Source organism: Haemophilus sp. HN_Hi16 (assembly GCF_049823435.1).
Lineage (GTDB): Bacteria > Pseudomonadota > Gammaproteobacteria > Enterobacterales > Pasteurellaceae > Haemophilus > Haemophilus influenzae_D.
This window is the reverse complement of the sequence record NZ_CP187500.1, coordinates 1,330,275-1,349,706: the sequence shown is the minus strand read 5'-3', so window position 1 is coordinate 1,349,706 and position 19,432 is coordinate 1,330,275. Positions and strand designations below refer to the sequence as shown.

Below are 19,432 nucleotides of genomic sequence, written 5' to 3'. Positions count from 1 at the left end.
AAAGTGCGGTCAATTTTGACCGCATTTTTCCTAACTAATCTAAATGCCCATCTTCTTCAATCTCGTGTCCCTCAAGTTTCTTTAGCATTTTCGGGGTTACAAGAATGACTTTGCCTGTTGAGCTAATACGGAAGCGTTTTTTATCTTCTTCTATATCCACACCAATTTGCATACCATCAGGAATTTCGCATTCACGATCGATAATACAATTTTTCAACACACAATTTTTGCCGATTTTAACTTGTGGTAACACCACGCAGTGATCCACTTTTGAAAATGCGTCAATTTTAATGTGGTCGAATAACACAGAATTGCTGATCGAAGCATCGGTAATCACACAACCGCCGCCGATAAGTGAGTTATCCACTGGATGCATATTGGAGTGTTTGTAGAAAAATTTTGATGGATAAGCCTGAATAGGATTACCACGAATTGGCCAGTTTTGGTCATAAATATCTAATTGTGGATTTTCAGAGACTAAATCGATATTGGATTGCCAGAAACTATCAAGCGTCCCTACATCACGCCAGTAAATTTCGCCTTCGGTGTTGCGTCCCATACAAGAACGGCTGAATGGGTGAGCATAAAGCGTGCCTTCTTCTAAACATTTTGGCAACACATCTTTACCGAAATCGTGGCTAGTTTGTGGGGTATTAACTTCCTGCTCAAGCATTTTATAAAGATAATCAGCATCAAATACATAAATCCCCATTGAGGCAAGCGAAACATCAGGTTTGCCCACCATGACTGGCGGATCTTTCGGTTTTTCCACAAAGGCTTTCACTTTCAAGTTTTCGTTTACTGCCATCACACCAAATTCGTGAGCCTCAGAACGTGGCACTTCAATGCAACCAACGGTACATTTCGCCCCACTATTGACGTGATCCATTAACATCACACTGTAATCTTGTTTGTAAATATGGTCGCCTGCTAAGATCAAAATATATTTCGGGCGATAGTGATTTTTAATAATAGCCATATTTTGATATACCGCATCCGCCGTGCCACGATACCAAGTAGAATCGTCAATTTGCTGACGAGCTGGCAACATATCGACAAATTCCCCTCTCTCTTGTGGCAAAAAAGACCAGCCTGTTTGCAAATGACGAAGCAAGGAGTGTGCCGCATATTGGGTTACTACGCCAATACGGTTTAAACCTGAGTTAATGCAGTTAGAAAGTGCGAAATCGATAATGCGACGATTACCACCAAAATAAAGAGCTGGTTTTGCACGTTTATCTGTCAATTCGTGTAAACGTGAACCACGTCCACCTGCGAGAACAAGCACCAAAGTGTTTTTAACTAAATCATATTTGTTAAGGTCGCCATATTTCATAAGGATCTCCATAGTCTTATTGTTATTCGTCATTCAGCATACAAAAGCCCATTGAATAAATTTCGGCTTGTTGTGCTTCAAGGGTTACATTATGTGTACCGATTTGGGGCTTCCATTTCCCATTAGGCAAGTGAAACACCTGACCTTCGGCTTTGGCATTAATCAACAAAAGCCAACGATTATCTAAAACTACCTGTAATGCTTTGGTTTGTTGATTTTGCCAATCTTCAACTGTCATCGGTTCTCCTGCAATATTAAGCCATTGTACATTCTCATCCGACCACCATTGATCTTGGTTTAAACTGCCAATTTGCTTACGAAGTGCAATCGTTTGCTTGGTCAGTTCAAATAATGCTGTGTTAAATTCTGCCCATTTAAGCCAAGTAATCTCGTTATCTTGGCAATAGGCATTGTTATTACCATATTGGGTATTACCGAACTCATCGCCAGCCAATAACATAGGTGTACCATTTGCAAGCAATAAACTCATTAATAATCCGCTTTGTGCAAAAGTGCGGTTATTTTCCACCGCACTTTTTTGCGGCTCAGCAAGATTTTCAGTCGAACCCTCTATGCCGTGGTTGTAACTGTAATTTTCATTGCGACCATCACGATTTTCTTCGCCATTCGCTTCATTATGTTTTTGGTTGTAACTCACTAAATCTTTAAGCGTAAAACCATCGTGGGCAGTAATAAAATTAAGTGTAGTATGTGGCAAACGGTCATTTTTCTTAAATAAATCGCTAGAACCTGCAAAGCGTTCAGTAAATGCACCAATTTCGCCACTTTTCCACAGCCAGAAACGACATAAATCATCACGGAAGCGGTCGTTCCATTCGGCAAAATAACTTGGGAAATTGCCGACTTGATAACCGTAATGCCCAATATCCCAAGGCTCGGCAATCAATTTAATATTTTGTAAACTTGGCTCATTTTTAATATCTGTAAAAAGCTGAGCTGACGCGTTGAAATCAGGCGTATCACGCCCTAAAACAGAGGCTAAATCAAAACGAAAACCATCAACGTGGCATTGCTCCACCCAATAACGTAAACAATCCACCACCCATTTTCGCCCTACATCAGAGGATAAATTGAGCATATTGCCGCAGCCTGTCCAGTTAATGTAATGCCCGTTGTCGTTGCGCCAATAGTAAGTTTGATCATCAATACCACGCTGGCAGAATGTTGGATAAGTTTGCTCTGATTCTGCAGAATGGTTAAATACCACGTCTAAAATAACTTCAATACTCGCTTTGTGAAACTCCTTCACCATCGCTTTAAATTCAGCTAATGGATTATCTGTTGCCGCATATTTAGGTTCCACCGCAAACATAGCTAAGGGATTGTATCCCCAATAATTTTGTAAGCCTCGTGCCTGTAAGTGTGGTTCATTGATATGGAAATTGACAGGCAGCAACTCCACTGCAGTTATGCCTAACTCTTTCAAATACGCCAAGTTCACAGGATGAGCTAATCCCGCATAAGTACCACGCAACGCCGCGGGGATTTTCTCGTTTAACTGGCTAAACCCTTTAACATGTAATTCATACACAATAGTTTCAGCCCAAGGCGTATTGGGGGAGGAATCATTTTCCCAATCAAAATCTTCCGAAATCACAACCGCTCTTGGGGCAAGATGTGCGTTGTCGCGATTATCCGAAAGCAAGAACCAAGAACGACTTTCTTCGTTACTTAAATCAGGTTTACCATTCACGGCTTTCGCATAGGGATCGAGTATCAATTTCTGCGGATTGGCAAATTCGCCGTGAATACGAAAGCCATATTCCGTACCAGTTTTCACGCCAGTTACCGCCAAATGCCACACATTTCCAGTACGCACCATTGGCAAACGGGTTTCTTGGTTTTGTTCGTCAAAAAGGCAAAGTTCGATGCCTATTGCCGCAGCGGAAAACAGAGCGAAATTGGTAATTTGCACGTTGTTTTCGACCGCTTGTGAGTATCCCATTGGAATAGGATTGCCGTTGTTGTAAATCGTAAACATATCTTTCGTTGTTCCTAGGGTAATAACTTACCCTAAGTTAGTTATAATCCAACCCCTTTGGGGTTGTAATTTGCTATTCTATTCCGCTATTTGGTTCTCCAAATGGGAACTTCTATGCTTAACCGTGGGGATATTTATACCCACGGATTACTCTACTGATTTCAATCTCAAATAAACTGTTGCTAACGGCGGAATGGACACTGAAATCGAATTTTCTCGTCCGTGGCTTTCAATATTTTCACTTGCGACACAACCAAAATTGCCCACGTTAGAGCCTTGATAGTACATTGAATCGGTATTCAAAATTTCTTCATATTCGCCCGCAATATTCACACCAATGCGGTAGTCGTAGCGAGGCACAGGGGTAAAGTTACTGACGACAATAATGCGTTCTCCGTTTGAACTGCGACGTTCAAAAGCGAACACAGAATTTGCCGCATCATCAACGACAAGCCAATCAAAACCTTCTGGGGAGTTGTCGAGTTCAAAGAGCGGTCGATTTTTTTGATAAATTTGATTAAGGTCTTTAACCAGCTTCAACACGCCTTTGTGCCAGCCTCCGCCAATATTTTCATCAAGCAAGAACCAGTCCAAACTTTCTTCGTAATTCCATTCTCTGCCTTGAGCAAATTCATTACCCATAAAGAGCAATTTTTTGCCTGGGTAGCCCCACATATAACCGTAATATGCACGTAAGTTAGCGAATTTTTGCCACGTATCGCCCGGCATCTTGCCAAGAAGTGAATATTTACCGTGAACCACTTCATCGTGAGAAAGTGGCAGCACAAAATTTTCGCTATATTGATACACCATTCCAAAGGTCATTTTGTTGTGATGATATTGGCGGTAAATTGGGTCAAGCTGCATATAGGCGAGCGTATCGTTCATCCAGCCCATATTCCATTTGAAATTAAAACCTAATCCACCGTTTTCGCTTGGGTGAGTTACGCCTGCAAAAGAAGTTGATTCTTCCGCAATAGAAATTGCCCCCTCCATTTCACTGTGAATTTTCCAGTTGGTATGTTTTAAAAAATCGATGGCTTCTAAATTTTCACGTCCGCCATATTGGTTTGGAATCCACTCCCCTTCCGCACGGCTGTAATCGCGGTAAATCATCGAAGCCACAGCATCCACGCGAATACCATCTACACCAAAGCGTTCAAGCCAATACAGTGCATTACTGGATAAGAAATTTTTGACCTCATTACGTCCATAGTTATAAATCAAGGTATTCCAATCTTGATGATAGCCTTCGCGAGGGTCTTCATGTTCATACAAGGCTGTACCATCAAACGCGACTAAACCATGGGTATCACTTGGGAAATGCCCTGGCACCCAATCTAAAATCACGTTGATGCCTGCTTCGTGAGCACGTTTTACTAAACGGCGAAATGCCTCAGGCGAACCAAAGCGACTGGTTGGCGAATAAAGTCCAAGTGGTTGATAACCCCAAGAACCATCAAACGGAAATTCAGAAAGCGGCAAAAATTCAATGTGGGTAAAGCCCATCTCTTTTACATAAGGAATTAATTCATCAGCAATTTGATCGTAATCTAGCCAAAAATTGTTTTCTAAATTACGACGCCAAGATCCTAAATGCACTTCATAAATAGAAATAGGTTGGTTGCCTTGATTGGCTTTTTTGCGTGCTTCGGTCATTTCCACCACATTTGGCAAGGCACTGACTTGTGAAGCCGTATCTGGGCGAAGCTGCGAACTAAACGCATAAGGATCGGCTTTCAAACGCAAGTTTCCAAAGCAATCAATCAATTCAAATTTATACAGCTGACCAAGACAAACTTTCGGTAGGAATAGTTCCCACACACCGCTTTTCGGGTGGAAACGCATTGGGTGGCGGCGACCGTCCCAATAGTTGAAATCGCCCACAATAGAAACGCATCTTGCATTAGGCGACCATAAGCGGAAATTCACCCCGCTCACACCATCACATTCCATAAAATGCGCACCAAGCACTTCATACGGACGAAGCATAGAACCTTCAGAAAGTAGCCATTGCTCTAAATCATCAATCATAGGATGAAAACGATAAGGATCTTCGACTATTTGCGATTCATTTCCCCAAAAAACCTGTAATTGATAAGCAAAAAAATGACGACAATTTGGAATAACACCAACAAAAAAGCCACGCTCATCGACACAATCAAGTTCCGTTATTTCTTTTCCACTTTCACGCTCAATCACCACAACGCGACTGGCATCTGGCAACAACGTACGGATTTCAATTCCTTGCTCTGTTTCGTGCATACCAAGCGTAGCAAAAGGATCGCCATTGCTCGCATCAAAAAAACCATCAATAATTGCTTGTGTTACTGCGGTTGTCATATTTACTCCTTATACATTTCGCCCTTGGTTAATTTGCACAAAGAACGTTTTTAAAGCTTCATTGTTAAAAATAAACGCTAACGGTTGAGCAAGTTTCTTGCACCAGTTTGGATATTCATTTGAAGTACCCGGCAAATTAAAACTGATTTCTTGGCTAAGTAAATTTTCTAATTGTACACCAATCAATCGGCTGTTACTTTCTGCTAAATAATGATGGATCATTCTGTTTAAATGATCGTGCATCGCCATAGAAAGCGCATCGCCTTCATAATGCGGTGGTAAATAATTATCACGATGTAAACTATTTAATAAGGCTTGTTTATCCATAACACGTTGATCGTATTTTTGCTTGAGCACTTCCCCATTCAGAATACCAAGTTGATTAAATAATTCTAAATCACGGCAATGCCAAAAACTTTGTAATGAGGGAACATCATGTGTACCAATAGTGGCATAAGCATTTCGAGGATAATCAGATATACGAGGAAATTCGCCATTTCGTTGGGCAAAATACAATACAAAATAAGAGAAAATTTGAAACTCGTTTAATTTCCACCGCACTTCATCAGGCACGGTGCCGAGATCTTCACCAATAATCAAACATTCATTGCGTACACTTTCAATAGCAAGAATCGCCATTAATTCATCAAAAGGATAATGAACATAAGCGCCATCAGCCGCGGTTTTTCCTTCTGGAATCCACCACAAACGGAATAAGCCCATAACATGATCGATGCGTAGCACACCGAAATATTGCATATTGGCACGTAGCATATCGATAAATGGTGCAAAGCCACGTGCTTTTAGCACTGTTGGATTATAAGGTGGCAAATTCCAATTTTGCCCGACAGGGCCTAACGGATCGGGTGGCGCGCCAGTAGAGGCATTTACACAATATAAATCAGGATCGCTCCATACATCAGCACTACCACGAGAACTATTCACCGCTAAATCGCCATAAATCCCCAACGTCATACCAAATTGTTTACAAAGATTTTGTAATGCGGAAAGTTGTTCTTCCGAAAGCCATTGCAACCAAGCAAAAAACTGGATTTTATCCTGATGTGTTTTTAATAAGGCTTTTCTTTTTTCCGCACTTAAATGTTGCCATTCCTTACGCCAGCCAAGCCAACCGATGGTATTTTCATCTGCTTGATGATCAGCGTGTTCTTGTAAATCCAAGACATTAAATAAGCCCTGTAACAATAAAGGTTCCCCTTTGCTTTTTAAATAATCTGCAAAGATTTTTCGACGTGTCACAATTTCAGCGGATTGACTACGTTGAAAGAAATCAAATAGAAGCTCAAGTGCGGTTAATTTTAAAGCCAAAATTGAAGAATAATCGACGCAATCACTTTTACGTAAATTACCAATTTTTTCTTGAATATCCTCACGCTTAAACCAATTTTGCACTGAACGACAACGCTTAAATTCGGGTAAATCAGGAATGGCTAAATATAAAAAATTCAACCAACGACGAGAAGATGAACTATAAGGGCTTGCCCATTTTGGCACAGCAGGATACGGCAAATGTAATGGATTAATTCCCACATAATCTGCGCCTAATTTTGCACTTTGTTCAATCAAATAGGCCAAATCGCCAAAATCGCCAATGCCCCAGTTTTGTTCTGAGCGTAAACTGTAAAGTTGCACATTCACGCCCCATACTTTTTTATTTTTTAATACGGGTGGTTGAAACGCTGTTTTAGGGGAAATAAGTAAACGAACGCTGTACTGTTCAGTATCAGAAAAAATAGATAATTGATAATAGCCAAAAGGAAGTGGAGGCAGGGAAAGTGCGGATAAATTTGAAAGTGTTTTTTCCAACAGAATAGCATTAGATTCATCAATCAGCTGATAACGATATTCCACAGATGGTGGCAAATCTAGACGATTTAGTCGATAATCAATCGGTTCATTTTCAAATGCAGCCAGTACATCGTCAAACTGTCCTTTCGTTTTTGGCGGAGGCTGCAAAAGCTCAACAAAAGTTGAAACCGTCTTTTCATTCGCGAAAATAAGATGTCCATCAATATCATAATGAGAAAGCGCGATACCGCATTTTTCCGCTTTTTGTTTGAGAGAATCCGAGATTTGCATAGACACCACATCACAACTATATAACTCTTGTTAGGGATTATAGCTAAGCTGAAAGTGATGACAACTGGCTTTATTTAAAAGTGTGATCTTCGTCAATAATAAATTCAAACCAATCAATCACATCGCGTTCGTGGATACCATTTTTAATCAAAATATCCGCATTTTTTACAGAATGGGGAGAGCCTGAAATAAGCGGATGCCATTCGGGAAGCGTTTTTCCTTCATAAAGCAAACGATAAGCGCAAGTATCAGGCAACCAATGAAAATCAGGTAAATTCTTTTTGGTGAGTTTGGTGCAGTCGGTTTCAATTTTAAAACGCTCTAAATAATTACCGCACTTTCCAGTTTCCACATCTAAAAGGTTGCAAGCAATTCGAGTGTAATAAAGTTTTTGGCGTTTGCCTCGCCCTTGAATATATTTGCGATAACAGCATTTTCCGCAGCCATCGCATAAGGCTTCCCATTCAGATTCAGTCATTTCAAGCAGGGATTTTGTTTGCCAGAAATTGGGTTCAAGTTGCATATTGGATTGCATAGTTGATACAAATAAAAAGTGCGGTCAAAATCACATTTATTTTGACCGCACTTGGTTGATTAAAATTAGAAGCCCTCTTTTAGACTTACCGTTAAATTAAACACCAAATGTTCAGGACGGCTATCTTTACTATCTGCACAGAAATAACCTTCACGTTCAAATTGATAACCTTTCTCTGCTTCTGCAGCAGCCAAGCTTTGCTCTACAAAACCTTGTTTTATCACTAAAGAATTTGGATTTAATACGCTTTCAATATCATCTTCAGCCCCTGGATTTGGTACGGTGAAAAGACGCTCGTATAAACGGAACTCCGCTGGATGATTATGCACTGCAGATACCCAGTGAATTACCCCTTTTACTTTGCGACCATCTGCTGGATTTTTACCTAAGGTTTCAGGATCATAAGTACAGAAAATCGTGGTAATGTCGCCACTTGCATCTTTTTCAACACGTTCAGCTTTAATCACGTAAGCATTACGTAAACGTACTTCTTTGCCTAATACTAAACGTTTATATTGTTTGTTCGCTTCCTCACGGAAGTCTGCACGATCAATATAAAGCTCTTTCGTAAACGGCAATTGACGCTCGCCTAATTCTGGACGATTTGGATGATTTGGGGCAGTTAAAACTTCCACGCCTTCAAAGTTTTCAATTACCACACGAACAGGATCAATCACTGCCATTGAACGCGGTGCATTTTCGTTTAAATCCTCACGAATGCAGGCTTCAAGTGCAGAATACTCTACGACGTTATCTTGTTTTGTCACACCAATACGACGGCAGAATTCACGTAACGAAGCAGGTGTATAACCACGACGGCGTAAACCTGAAATGGTTGGCATACGCGGATCGTTCCAACCATCTACAATGCCATCATTCACTAATTTCAATAATTTACGTTTAGAAGTTAATGTACCCTCTAAATTTAAACGTGAGAATTCATATTGATGCGGTAATGGACGTTCAATACTGATATTTTCCAACACCCAATCATATAAACGACGGTTATCTTGGAATTCTAATGTACAGATCGAGTGAGTAATACGCTCAATGGCATCAGAGATACAGTGAGTAAAATCGTACATTGGGTAAATGCACCATTTTTCGCCTGTTTGATGATGGCTGGCAAATTTAATACGATAAATTACAGGATCACGCATGACCATAAATGGCGATGCCATATCAATTTTTGCGCGTAAACTTGCTTTACCCTCGGCAAATTCGCCATTTTTCATTTTTTCAAATAAAGCTAAGTTTTCTTCAATAGTGCGGTCACGATATGGGCTGTTTTTACCCGCTTCAGTTAATGTGCCACGATATTCACGCATTTCATCTGGCGAAAGTTCATCAACATAAGCCAAACCTTTTTTAATTAATTCAATGGCATAGCTATAAAGTGCATCAAAATAATCGGACGCATAACGCGGTTCGCCTTCCCATTTAAAGCCTAACCATTCCACATCCGCTTTGATAGAATCTACATATTCCACGTCTTCTTTTACTGGATTGGTATCGTCAAAACGTAGGTTACATAAACCTTGGTATTCTTTTGCCAAGCCAAAATTCAAGCAAATAGATTTTGCGTGACCAATATGCAAATAGCCATTCGGCTCTGGCGGAAAACGGGTATGAACGCTTTTATGTTTACCCGAAGCTAAATCTTCATCAATAATTTGGGTAATAAAATTGTGAGTGCGAGTATTTTCAGCACCCAAAGATGTCTCTGTCATCATTTTCTCTCGTTAAAATAAAAAAATATTTGGCTATTCTATACAAATCTAAGGGAAAATAAAGGTTCATCTCCTGTTCTTGCCATAGAAATACTGGATTTAAATAAAAGATTGTAAAAACTTGCCATAAAAAACCGCCACGAAATTATCGTGGCGATGTATAAATGCAAAAAGTGCGGTAAGTTTTTTGGCAGTTTAGCTTACCAAACCCAGCCAGCCCCCATTTGATAGGAAATTTTACTGTTTTTTAACTGGATCCTTGAAAGTGTAAATTCTTCGGCTTTTTTACTATTAATTGTATTATTCTTTAAATGATCAATAATTAGGCTATATGCCCAAACTCTTTAATGCCGTAATTACTACTAATTGAATTGTTATTTGCCGCAAAGGCTTGAGAAGATATCAGCAAACTGCTGATAAGTTAGGCTGCCGTGGTTAGTTTGACAGATGAAAAGAAAAGATTATGCTTGCTTGCAGAATTACAATAAAACATTTTATATACTCCTAGCATTAAAATAAATAGAAGCGCGACTTTACGCTAAATAGATTGATATGTAAAGGAAATACAATTTTTTTCGTGCAAATTCTACTATTTAACTTTAAAATACCTGCCACTGAACAAACGTTCATTATAAATAATGGTCACAATATTTATTTTATAAATAAAAAAGTGCGGTTAAAATCATCCGCACTTTTTAGTTCGTAGAAAGGAAAATTCAATGTTTAAAATGAAAAATATCACGCTTGCTTTGTTGATATCTGGTGCATTGGTGGGATGTGCCAATATTGGCGATTCTTATCAAGCAAGCCTTGAAGATTACAAGCAATATGAAGAAATTACCAAGCAATATAATGTAAAAGAAAATTGGTGGTCGTTATATGATGATGCGCAATTAAATCGCGTAGTAGAACAAGCATTAATAAACAACAAAGATTTAGCTAAAGCAGCCGTGGCGGTAAACCGTGCGCTTTATAGTGCGAATTTAGTGGGTGCAAATTTAGTGCCTGCATTTAATGGTTCAACTTCATCTGCGGCACAACGTCGAGTTGATATCAGTACAAACTCTGCCATTTCACACAAAGGTTCTTTAAATGTGAGCTATACATTAGATCTGTGGCAACGTTTGGCCAATACTGTTGATGCGGCGGAATGGTCGCACAAAGCAACTGCAGAAGATATGGAATCGGCTCGTTTATCATTAATCAATTCTGTAGTAACAACTTATTATCAAATTGCTTATTTAAATGATGCAATTAGCACAACCAACGAAACGATCAAATATTACACGGATATTGGCAATATTATGCAAACGCGTTTAGCGCAAGGCGTGGCTGATACAGCCAGCGTTGATCAAGCACAACAAGCCACATTAACGGCACGTAATAACAAATTAAATTTTGAAACCCAACGCAAAACAGCAGAACAAACACTGCGTAATCTTCTCAACCTAAAACCAAATGAAGCATTAAATATCACGTTCCCACATATTATGAATGTGAAAACAGCAGGCGTAAACTTAAACGTGCCTGTGTCTGTAATTGCAAATCGTCCTGATGTAAAAGCAGCACAATTCCGTTTAAGCAGTGCATTCAAAAATGCCAAAGCAACTCAAAAAAGTTGGTTCCCAGAGGTTAATTTAGGTGCAAGCCTTTCTTCAACAGCAAGCACGGTTGGTACGGCGTTACATAACCCTGTGGCTGCTGGCACAGTAGGAATTAGCCTACCGTTCTTAAATTGGAACACCGTAAAATGGAACGTTAAAATTTCTGAAGCTGACTATGAAACAGCTCGTTTAAATTACGAACAACGTATTACCACCGCTCTCAATAATGTGGATACCAACTATTTCGCATTTACCCAAGCGCAAAGTACATTAAGTAATTTACAGCAAACCCATAGTTACAATCAGCGTATCACACAATATTATCGAAACCGCTATAATGCGGGCGTATCCGAATTGCGCGAATGGTTAGTTGCAGCTAATACGGAAAAATCATCACAACTTGCGATTTTGAATGCAAAATATCAAGTGCTGCAAAGTGAAAATGCGGTATATAGCTCAATGGCGGGATATTATTTGTAAAAATCAAATTGGATTAATCTATAAAAAATCCCTGTTAAATTTCTTTAACAGGGATTTTGTTATTTAAATTAAACCTATTATTTTGTCGCTTCTTTCACTGAATCTACTGCTTGAGTTGCTTTTTCTGAAACCGCCTCTTTCATTTCACTTGCTTTTTCTGATGCTGCTTCTTTCATCTCACTTGCTTTTTCTGAAACTGCCTCTTTTATTTCAGTTGCTTTTTCTGATGCTGCTTCTTTCATCTCACTTGCTTTTTCTGATGCTGTTTCTTTCATTTCGCCTACTTTTTCTGATGCAGCTTCTTTCATCTCACTTGCTTTTTCTGAAACCGCCTCTTTTATTTCAGTTGCTTTTTCTGATGCTGCTTCTGTTGCTGATTTAATTACTTCTTTCGCATCTTCCACTTTCTCTGCTACTTTATTTTTCACGTCTGTAGAAAGCTGCTGTGCTTTTTCCTTTACTTCAGTCATTGTATTAGCTGCAGCATCTTTTGTTTCTGATGCGACTGATGCTACAGTTTGTTTCGTATCCTCAACTTTTTGTTTTGCTTCTTGCTTATCAAAACAACCTGTCACGGCTAAAGCTGAACCTAAAACCAATGCTAATGTTAATTTTTTCATTATTTTCTCCATAGAATAATTTGATTATTACAAAGCCCTATTACTTTGATGCAGTTTAGTTTACGGGAATTTTCATAAAAAGAAAAACAGTAATAGTAAAATTTTACCTTTCTTTAAAAAGATTACTTTATAAAACAACATCTAAGATATTGATTTTTAATAGATTATATAAAAAACCAATAAAAATTTTATTTTTTGTAAAAAAAGAATAGTTTATTTTAAATAAATTACAGGAGATGCTTGATGCATCAATATTTCTGATTTATTACCATCCCATAATAATTGAGCAATGGTTGCAGGATAAAATGGAATTGGATTTCGTTTCCCATACAGTTCAGCAACGATTTCTCCAACTAAAGGTAAATGAGAAATAATCAATACAGACTTAACCCCATCATGTTTCAGCACTTCTAAATAATCAATAACTGAATGCGCATGGCCATAAGGGGTTATTCCCTCCCAAGTTTCAAGTTTATTTTCTAACTCCAAATCAAACGCTTGATTAACTTGATGAAAGGTTTCTTGAGCTCTGACATAAGGGCTCACTAAAATACGGTCTAGTGAATTAATTGCTAGCGTGCTTAAATGCTGTTTTAACCACTCCCCTTGCGAAAAAGCTTGTTTAATACCATAAGCAGTTAAGCGACGAGTTTTATCACTATTGGCCATTACTTCAGCCTCGCCATGACGCATAATAAAAATATTCATTTGCTTTCCTAAGTATTTGATAAAAATAAACCGCACTAAATAAAGTGCGGTTAAAAAATTAATGAGATTTCACTGCTTCTGCAATTTCTTCTGCACATTGTTGTGCAAGTTCAGCGTCTTGGCATTCCACCATAACTCGAATAAGAGGTTCTGTACCCGATTTACGCAATAAAATACGACCTTTGCCTTCTAAACGTTTTTCAACGTCTGCGGCAACAGATTTTACAGCGTCACTTTCAAGTGGATTATCCCCACCTGCAAAACGTACATTAATTAACACTTGTGGGAATAATTTAACCGCACTTGCTAATTCATTTAAGGATAATTTATGCTGTGCCATCGCCGCCAATACAGCTAATGATGCAACAATGCCATCACCCGTTGTATTCTTATCCGCAATGATAATATGTCCAGAATTCTCCCCCCCAAGCGTCCAATCATTTTCAACCATTTTTTCTAATACGTAACGGTCACCTACATTTGCACGTAAGAAAGGAACACCAAGCATTTTCAACGCAATCTCTAAGCTCATATTACTCATTAATGTGCCAACGACACCGCCTTTTAATTGACCTGAGCGCAATGCTTCACGCGCAATAATAAAGAGAATCTGGTCACCATCGACTTTATTTCCTAAATGATCGACCATCATAATGCGGTCACCATCGCCATCATAAGCCAAACCAACATCAGCTTTAGTTTCAACAACTTTAGCTTGCAATGCAGTCACATCAGTTGCGCCACATTTTTCATTAATATTCAAACCATTTGGATCCGTACCAATTTCAATGACTTCCGCACCAAGTTCTCTCAGTACATTAGGGGCAATATGGTAGGTTGCACCATTTGCACAATCTACCACGATCTTATAACCTTCCAAGCCTAAGTGAGCGGGGAATGTGCCTTTACAAAACTCAATGTAGCGTCCTGCTGCATCATTAATACGACTTGCTTTACCTAATTCAGCAGATTCCACACAATCCATCGGCTGTTCTAACATCGCTTCAATGGCTTCTTCAATTTCGTTAGGTAATTTAGTCCCTTTTGCTGAAAAGAATTTAATGCCATTATCATAATAAGGATTATGAGAGGCTGAGATCACAATACCCGCTTCAGCACGGAAAGTTCTGGTTAAATAAGCAATAGCAGGTGTAGGCATAGGGCCAGTAAATGCGGCAGATAAACCCGCAGCAGCTAAACCTGCCTCAAGGGCTGATTCCAACATATATCCAGAAATTCGAGTATCTTTACCGATTAAAACCATTTTAGAACCTTGAGAAGCCAATACTTTTCCCGCAGCCCAGCCTAATTTTAATGCGAAATCTGGTGTAATTGGATAACTACCTACTTTTCCACGAACACCATCTGTTCCAAAATATTTACGATTTGCCATAATACAATTCCTTTAATTTTTTATCGTTATAAAATCATCAGGCATTTTCTGTTGCCTGCCAAACTTTGAGCATATCTGATGTTGCTGCAACATCATGTACGCGTAAAATTTTTGCACCTTTTTGCGCAGCAATAAGCGCACCTGCCGCACTACCTATCACTCGCTGATCGACGGCTTTATTAAGCACAGCGCCAATCATTGATTTGCGAGATAATCCCGCTAACACAGGATATCCACTATGACAAAATTCATTCAGATTTTGTAATAATTGATAATTATGCTGTACAGACTTACCAAAACAAAATCCCATGTCCCAAATTAAGTTTTCTTTTTTAACACCAGCAGAAAGACATTCATTAGTACGTTTCTGTAAAAAAGCCAATACATCTTGTACGACATTCTCATAATGAGGATTTGCCTGCATCGTTCTAGGTTGCCCTTGCATATGCATGATACAAACAGGTAAAGCTAGTTTTACTGCGGTTTCTAACGCATTTGGCTCTTGCAAAGCACGAATATCATTAATCAAATCCATTCCAACACTTGCTGCTTCACGCATCACAACTGCTTTTGAAGAATCGACAGAAATCCAGCAATCAAAACGGCTTCGCACCGCCTCCACTACTGGCACAACACGATGCAATTCTTCTTGTTCAGAGACTTCATCCGCATCACTATAAAGGAATGACGGACGCGTAGATTCACCACCAATATCAATAATTGTCGCCCCTTCTTCCAACATTTTTTCAACTTGAAAAAGCGCTTTATCCAAACTAAAAAACTGTCCGCTATCAGAAAAAGAATCAGGCGTAAAATTAAGGATTCCCATAATCTTAGGAACGCTTAAATCAAGACATTTATTGTTCGCGTATAGTTTCATAAAGTGCGGTAGATTTTTAGATTAATTTTAGTCGAACGATTATAACGGAATACGCTGAAGAAAAAAATCATTAGGAAAAAATAAAGCCTTTCTAAAGAAAGGCTTTGTTGATTAAAGAGTTGATTAGGAATTAGAATCTACCGAATTTTCACCCGCACTTTGAGCATTATTGCTATTTGCATAGGCAGCTTGCCCTGTGTGCTCTTCCCATCCAGACGGTGGAGTGACAGGTTCACGATTCATCAATTGTTTGATTTGTTCTTCTTCAATGGTTTCATATTTGACTAATGCATCTTTCATCGCATGAAGAATATCCATATTGTCGATCAAAATCTGTCTTGCTCTCGCATAGTTACGATTTACAATTGCACGAACTTCTTCATCAATTGCATGAGCGGTTTCATCTGACATATGTTTCGCTTTTGCCATTGAACGACCTAAGAAAACCTCGCCCTCATCTTCAGTGTAAAGAATTGGCCCTAATTTGTCAGAGAATCCCCATTGCGTCACCATATTACGTGCGATATTAGTTGCTACTTTAATATCATTTGATGCACCCGTTGAGATATTTTCTTCGCCGTAAATCAAATCTTCCGCTAAACGCCCTGCATACAAGGTAGAAAGCTTACTTTCTAATTGTTTTTGGCTAATGCTAATTTGATCGCCCTCAGGCAAAAAGAATGTTACACCTAACGCTCTGCCACGAGGAATAATCGTCACTTTGTGAACAGGATCGTGTTCAGGCACTAAATACCCCACAATCGCATGACCAGCTTCATGATAAGCAGTGGATTCTTTTTGCTTATCCGTCATAATCATAGTGCGACGCTCTGGCCCCATATTGATTTTATCTTTCGCTTTTTCAAACTCAAGCATGGTTACCGTACGTTTATTCACTCGAGCAGCAAACAAAGCCGCCTCATTGACTAAATTTGCTAAATCTGCACCAGAATAGCCCGGCGTACCACGCGCTAACGTCATTGCATCAACATCTTGCGCAACAGACACTTTACGCATATGCACTTTTAAGATTTGCTCACGACCTTTCACATCAGGTAAGCCAACAACTACTTGCCGGTCAAAACGACCTGGACGAGTTAAAGCTGGATCAAGTACATCTGGACGGTTAGTTGCGGCAATAACAATTACGCCGTCATTACCACTAAAGCCATCCATTTCAACCAACATTTGGTTTAAGGTTTGTTCACGTTCATCGTGTCCGCCGCCTAAGCCCGCACCACGTTGGCGACCCACAGCATCGATTTCATCAATAAAGATTAAGCAAGGTGCATTTTTCTTAGCCTGTTCAAACATATCACGTACACGAGATGCACCAACACCCACAAACATTTCTACGAAATCAGAACCAGAAATAGTGAAAAATGGAACTTTTGCCTCCCCTGCAATGGCACGAGCAAGCAAGGTTTTACCAGTACCTGGAGGACCAACCATCAGAATACCTTTTGGAATTTTACCGCCCAAGTTTTGGAATTTATTCGGATCACGCAAGAAATCAACGATTTCGCCCACTTCTTCTTTTGCTTCATCGCAACCAGCCACATCCGCAAAAGTAACCTTAATCTGATCTTGATTCAGCATTTTGGCGCGGCTTTTACCAAAGCTCATTGCTTTGCCGCCACCACCTTGCATTTGACGCATAAAGAAAACCCATACGCCAACAAGGAATAACATTGGGAACCAAGAAATTAAAATTTGGGATAAGAAACCACGTTTTTCAAATGGCGTGCCTTCCACTTTCACTTTTTTGCTTAATAAATCATCAAGCAATTTTTTGTCTTCAAGTGGTGGCATTACAGTTGAATATTTAGAACCATCGGTTTTAGTTACCGTAATTTCATTGGCATCAAAACGTGCCGCTGTCACTTGTCCGTTGCTTACATCGTAAACAAAGGTCGTATAATCAGTAGAATTTTCTACCGAAGATGAATTAAAACTTTGGTATGCCGTCATCATAATGACCGCCACTACCACCCAAAGCACTAGATTTTTGACCATATCGTTCAAAGTCTAACCTACCTTTCCTAAGTTAAAAAATTTCGTCACAAGATACTACACATCATTAGCAATGAAAAGCTATCAAAGCAATTATCCTTTATAGCCTGTTGCCACAATATATACTTCACGAGATCGTCCGCGTGATGCTTCAGGCTTACGCACTTTCACCACATTAAATAAAGAACGAATTTCTCTTAAATATTCATCAAAGCCTTCCCCTTGAAAGACTTTAACAACAAAACTTCCTTTGCTTGTCAAGACTTGTTTACACATATCTAAAGCAAGCTCGACCAAATACATTGCACGTGGAATATCCACTGATGGCATTCCACTAAAATTGGGTGCCATATCAGACATCACAACATCAACTTTATCTTCGCCTACACGCACTAATAAAGCATTCAAAACGTTTTCATCACGGAAATCGCCCTGCAGAAAATCAACGCCTACAATGGGATCCATTTCCAAAATATCACAAGCAATTACACGACCTTTGCTACCAATTTGGCTTACCACGTATTGCGACCAACCGCCCGGTGCTGCGCCGAGATCGACCACGGTCATTCCTTGTTTAAATAATTTATCCGTTTGCTGAATTTCATCAATCTTAAAATAAGCACGTGAACGCAACTTTTGCTTATGCGCTTTTTGCACAAATTGATCACTGAAATGTTCATTTAGCCAGCGAGAAGAACTCGCTGAACGTTTTTTCTTTCCCATAATCTTCTATTTTTTGTAGTCGTTTCGCCTATATTTGGGTACAATCTGTCAAATTCAAGTCAAGGCTGATTGAAATCAGTGAAAAACATTGAGAAAATCAACCGCTCTTTTTTATTAGGAATCCTTATGACAACCTTATCAACCAAACAAAAACAATTTTTAAAAGGTCTTGCGCACCATCTTAACCCAGTCGTTATGCTTGGTGGAAATGGCTTAACCGAAGGCGTACTTGCTGAAATTGAAAATGCACTTAATTATCACGAACTCATCAAAGTCAAAGTTGCTGGTGCAGATCGCGAAACAAAACAACTTATTATCGATGCGATTGTGCGTGAAACTAAAGCAGCACAAGTACAAACTATCGGGCATATTTTGGTGCTTTATCGCCCAAGCGAAGAAGCAAAAATTCAGCTTCCACGAAAATAACATCAAAAGTGCGGTCATTTTTAACCGCACTTTTTTTATTTAAATATAATTCACTTCAATAATATCAAACTCAACGACACCGCCAGGCGTTGTAATATTAACGGTATCATCTAATTCTTTACCAATTAAACCTCGTGCAATGGGCGAGTTTACCGAAATCAAACCCGATTTAATGTCCGCTTCATCATCGCCTACAATGCGATAAGTGACTTCTTCATCGGTATTGGTATTTACAAGCACAACCGTTGCACCAAAAATAACTTTACCGTTATTTGGCATTTTTGTTACATCAATAACTTGAGCATTACCAAGTTTACCTTCAATCTCTTGAATACGGCCTTCACAAAAACCTTGTTGCTCACGCGCCGCGTGATATTCTGCATTTTCTTTTAAATCTCCATGCTCACGTGCTTCTGCTATGGCTTTAATAATTTCAGGACGACGTACATTTTTTAAGAAATCCAATTCTTCACGTAATTGTTCTGCGCCACGCACAGTCATTGGAATTTGTTGCATTGTTTTTCCTTTTACTAAATAAA

Annotated in this window: 15 protein-coding genes; 2 read left to right on the top strand and 13 right to left on the bottom strand. The window is 39.2% G+C overall.

The genetic code is table 11. The features are described 5' to 3' along the window. Nucleotides 1–34: 34 nt before the first annotated feature. The 6 genes from glgC to glnS all read right to left on the bottom strand — a co-directional run bounded on the left by glgC (nucleotide 35) and on the right by glnS (nucleotide 10,049). Nucleotides 35–1,336, bottom strand: coding sequence for a glucose-1-phosphate adenylyltransferase (gene glgC / locus ACPT9C_RS06745; RefSeq protein ID WP_050949176.1), 1,302 nt, complete (start codon nucleotides 1,334–1,336; stop codon nucleotides 35–37). A gap of 22 nt (nucleotides 1,337–1,358) precedes the next feature. Further along, a complete protein-coding gene (glgX, locus tag ACPT9C_RS06740) occupies nucleotides 1,359–3,338 on the bottom strand; it encodes a glycogen debranching protein GlgX (RefSeq protein WP_050949175.1) in 1,980 nt (659 codons plus the stop codon). Nucleotides 3,339–3,485: 147 nt separating this feature from the next. Then, nucleotides 3,486–5,681, bottom strand: coding sequence for a 1,4-alpha-glucan branching protein GlgB (gene glgB / locus ACPT9C_RS06735; protein WP_050949174.1), 2,196 nt, complete (start codon nucleotides 5,679–5,681; stop codon nucleotides 3,486–3,488). Nucleotides 5,682–5,690: 9 nt separating this feature from the next. After that, complete coding sequence (malQ, locus tag ACPT9C_RS06730; protein ID WP_050949173.1) at nucleotides 5,691–7,781, bottom strand: 4-alpha-glucanotransferase; 2,091 nt, start codon at nucleotides 7,779–7,781, stop codon at nucleotides 5,691–5,693. A gap of 70 nt (nucleotides 7,782–7,851) precedes the next feature. Further along, nucleotides 7,852–8,304 (bottom strand): YcgN family cysteine cluster protein, encoded by a 453-nt coding sequence (locus ACPT9C_RS06725; protein ID WP_050949172.1) that lies wholly within the window; start codon nucleotides 8,302–8,304, stop codon nucleotides 7,852–7,854. A 77-nt stretch (nucleotides 8,305–8,381) separates the two neighbouring features. Beyond that, nucleotides 8,382–10,049: a glutamine--tRNA ligase gene (gene glnS, locus ACPT9C_RS06720; RefSeq protein WP_050949171.1), complete on the bottom strand. Its 1,668-nt coding sequence runs from the start codon at nucleotides 10,047–10,049 to the stop codon at nucleotides 8,382–8,384. 716 nt (nucleotides 10,050–10,765) lie between these two features. On the opposite strand from glnS, the gene tdeA reads away from it, so the two are divergent. Continuing rightward, nucleotides 10,766–12,130: a toxin/drug exporter TdeA gene (tdeA, locus tag ACPT9C_RS06715; RefSeq protein WP_042593394.1), complete on the top strand. Its 1,365-nt coding sequence runs from the start codon at nucleotides 10,766–10,768 to the stop codon at nucleotides 12,128–12,130. 77 nt (nucleotides 12,131–12,207) lie between these two features. On the opposite strand, the gene ACPT9C_RS06710 is transcribed toward tdeA, so the two are convergent. The 6 genes from ACPT9C_RS06710 to rlmE form a co-directional block, all read right to left on the bottom strand. Further along, on the bottom strand, nucleotides 12,208–12,750 hold the full coding sequence (locus tag ACPT9C_RS06710; protein ID WP_042593393.1) for a histone: 543 nt from the start codon (nucleotides 12,748–12,750) through the stop codon (nucleotides 12,208–12,210). 213 nt (nucleotides 12,751–12,963) lie between these two features. Then, entirely contained in the window at nucleotides 12,964–13,458 is a 495-nt protein-coding gene (gene sixA, locus ACPT9C_RS06705; RefSeq protein WP_423717263.1) for a phosphohistidine phosphatase SixA, read from the bottom strand. Between the two features lie 58 nt (nucleotides 13,459–13,516). Then, nucleotides 13,517–14,851, bottom strand: a complete 1,335-nt coding sequence (gene glmM / locus ACPT9C_RS06700) for a phosphoglucosamine mutase (RefSeq protein WP_423717264.1) — start codon at nucleotides 14,849–14,851, stop codon at nucleotides 13,517–13,519. Between the two features lie 37 nt (nucleotides 14,852–14,888). Beyond that, nucleotides 14,889–15,731 (bottom strand): dihydropteroate synthase, encoded by an 843-nt coding sequence (gene folP, locus ACPT9C_RS06695; RefSeq protein WP_423717265.1) that lies wholly within the window; start codon nucleotides 15,729–15,731, stop codon nucleotides 14,889–14,891. Nucleotides 15,732–15,854: 123 nt separating this feature from the next. Continuing rightward, nucleotides 15,855–17,747, bottom strand: a complete 1,893-nt coding sequence (gene ftsH, locus ACPT9C_RS06690) for an ATP-dependent zinc metalloprotease FtsH (protein WP_423717266.1) — start codon at nucleotides 17,745–17,747, stop codon at nucleotides 15,855–15,857. Nucleotides 17,748–17,837: 90 nt separating this feature from the next. Next, nucleotides 17,838–18,467: a 23S rRNA (uridine(2552)-2'-O)-methyltransferase RlmE gene (gene rlmE / locus ACPT9C_RS06685; protein WP_050949167.1), complete on the bottom strand. Its 630-nt coding sequence runs from the start codon at nucleotides 18,465–18,467 to the stop codon at nucleotides 17,838–17,840. Nucleotides 18,468–18,593: 126 nt separating this feature from the next. Between rlmE and yhbY the strand changes: the two genes are divergently transcribed. Next, complete coding sequence (gene yhbY / locus ACPT9C_RS06680; RefSeq protein WP_005674664.1) at nucleotides 18,594–18,893, top strand: ribosome assembly RNA-binding protein YhbY; 300 nt, start codon at nucleotides 18,594–18,596, stop codon at nucleotides 18,891–18,893. Nucleotides 18,894–18,932: 39 nt separating this feature from the next. Here the strand turns inward: yhbY and greA are convergent, their stop codons facing one another. Further along, complete coding sequence (greA, locus tag ACPT9C_RS06675) at nucleotides 18,933–19,409, bottom strand: transcription elongation factor GreA (RefSeq protein ID WP_050949166.1); 477 nt, start codon at nucleotides 19,407–19,409, stop codon at nucleotides 18,933–18,935. Nucleotides 19,410–19,432 lie beyond the last annotated feature (23 nt).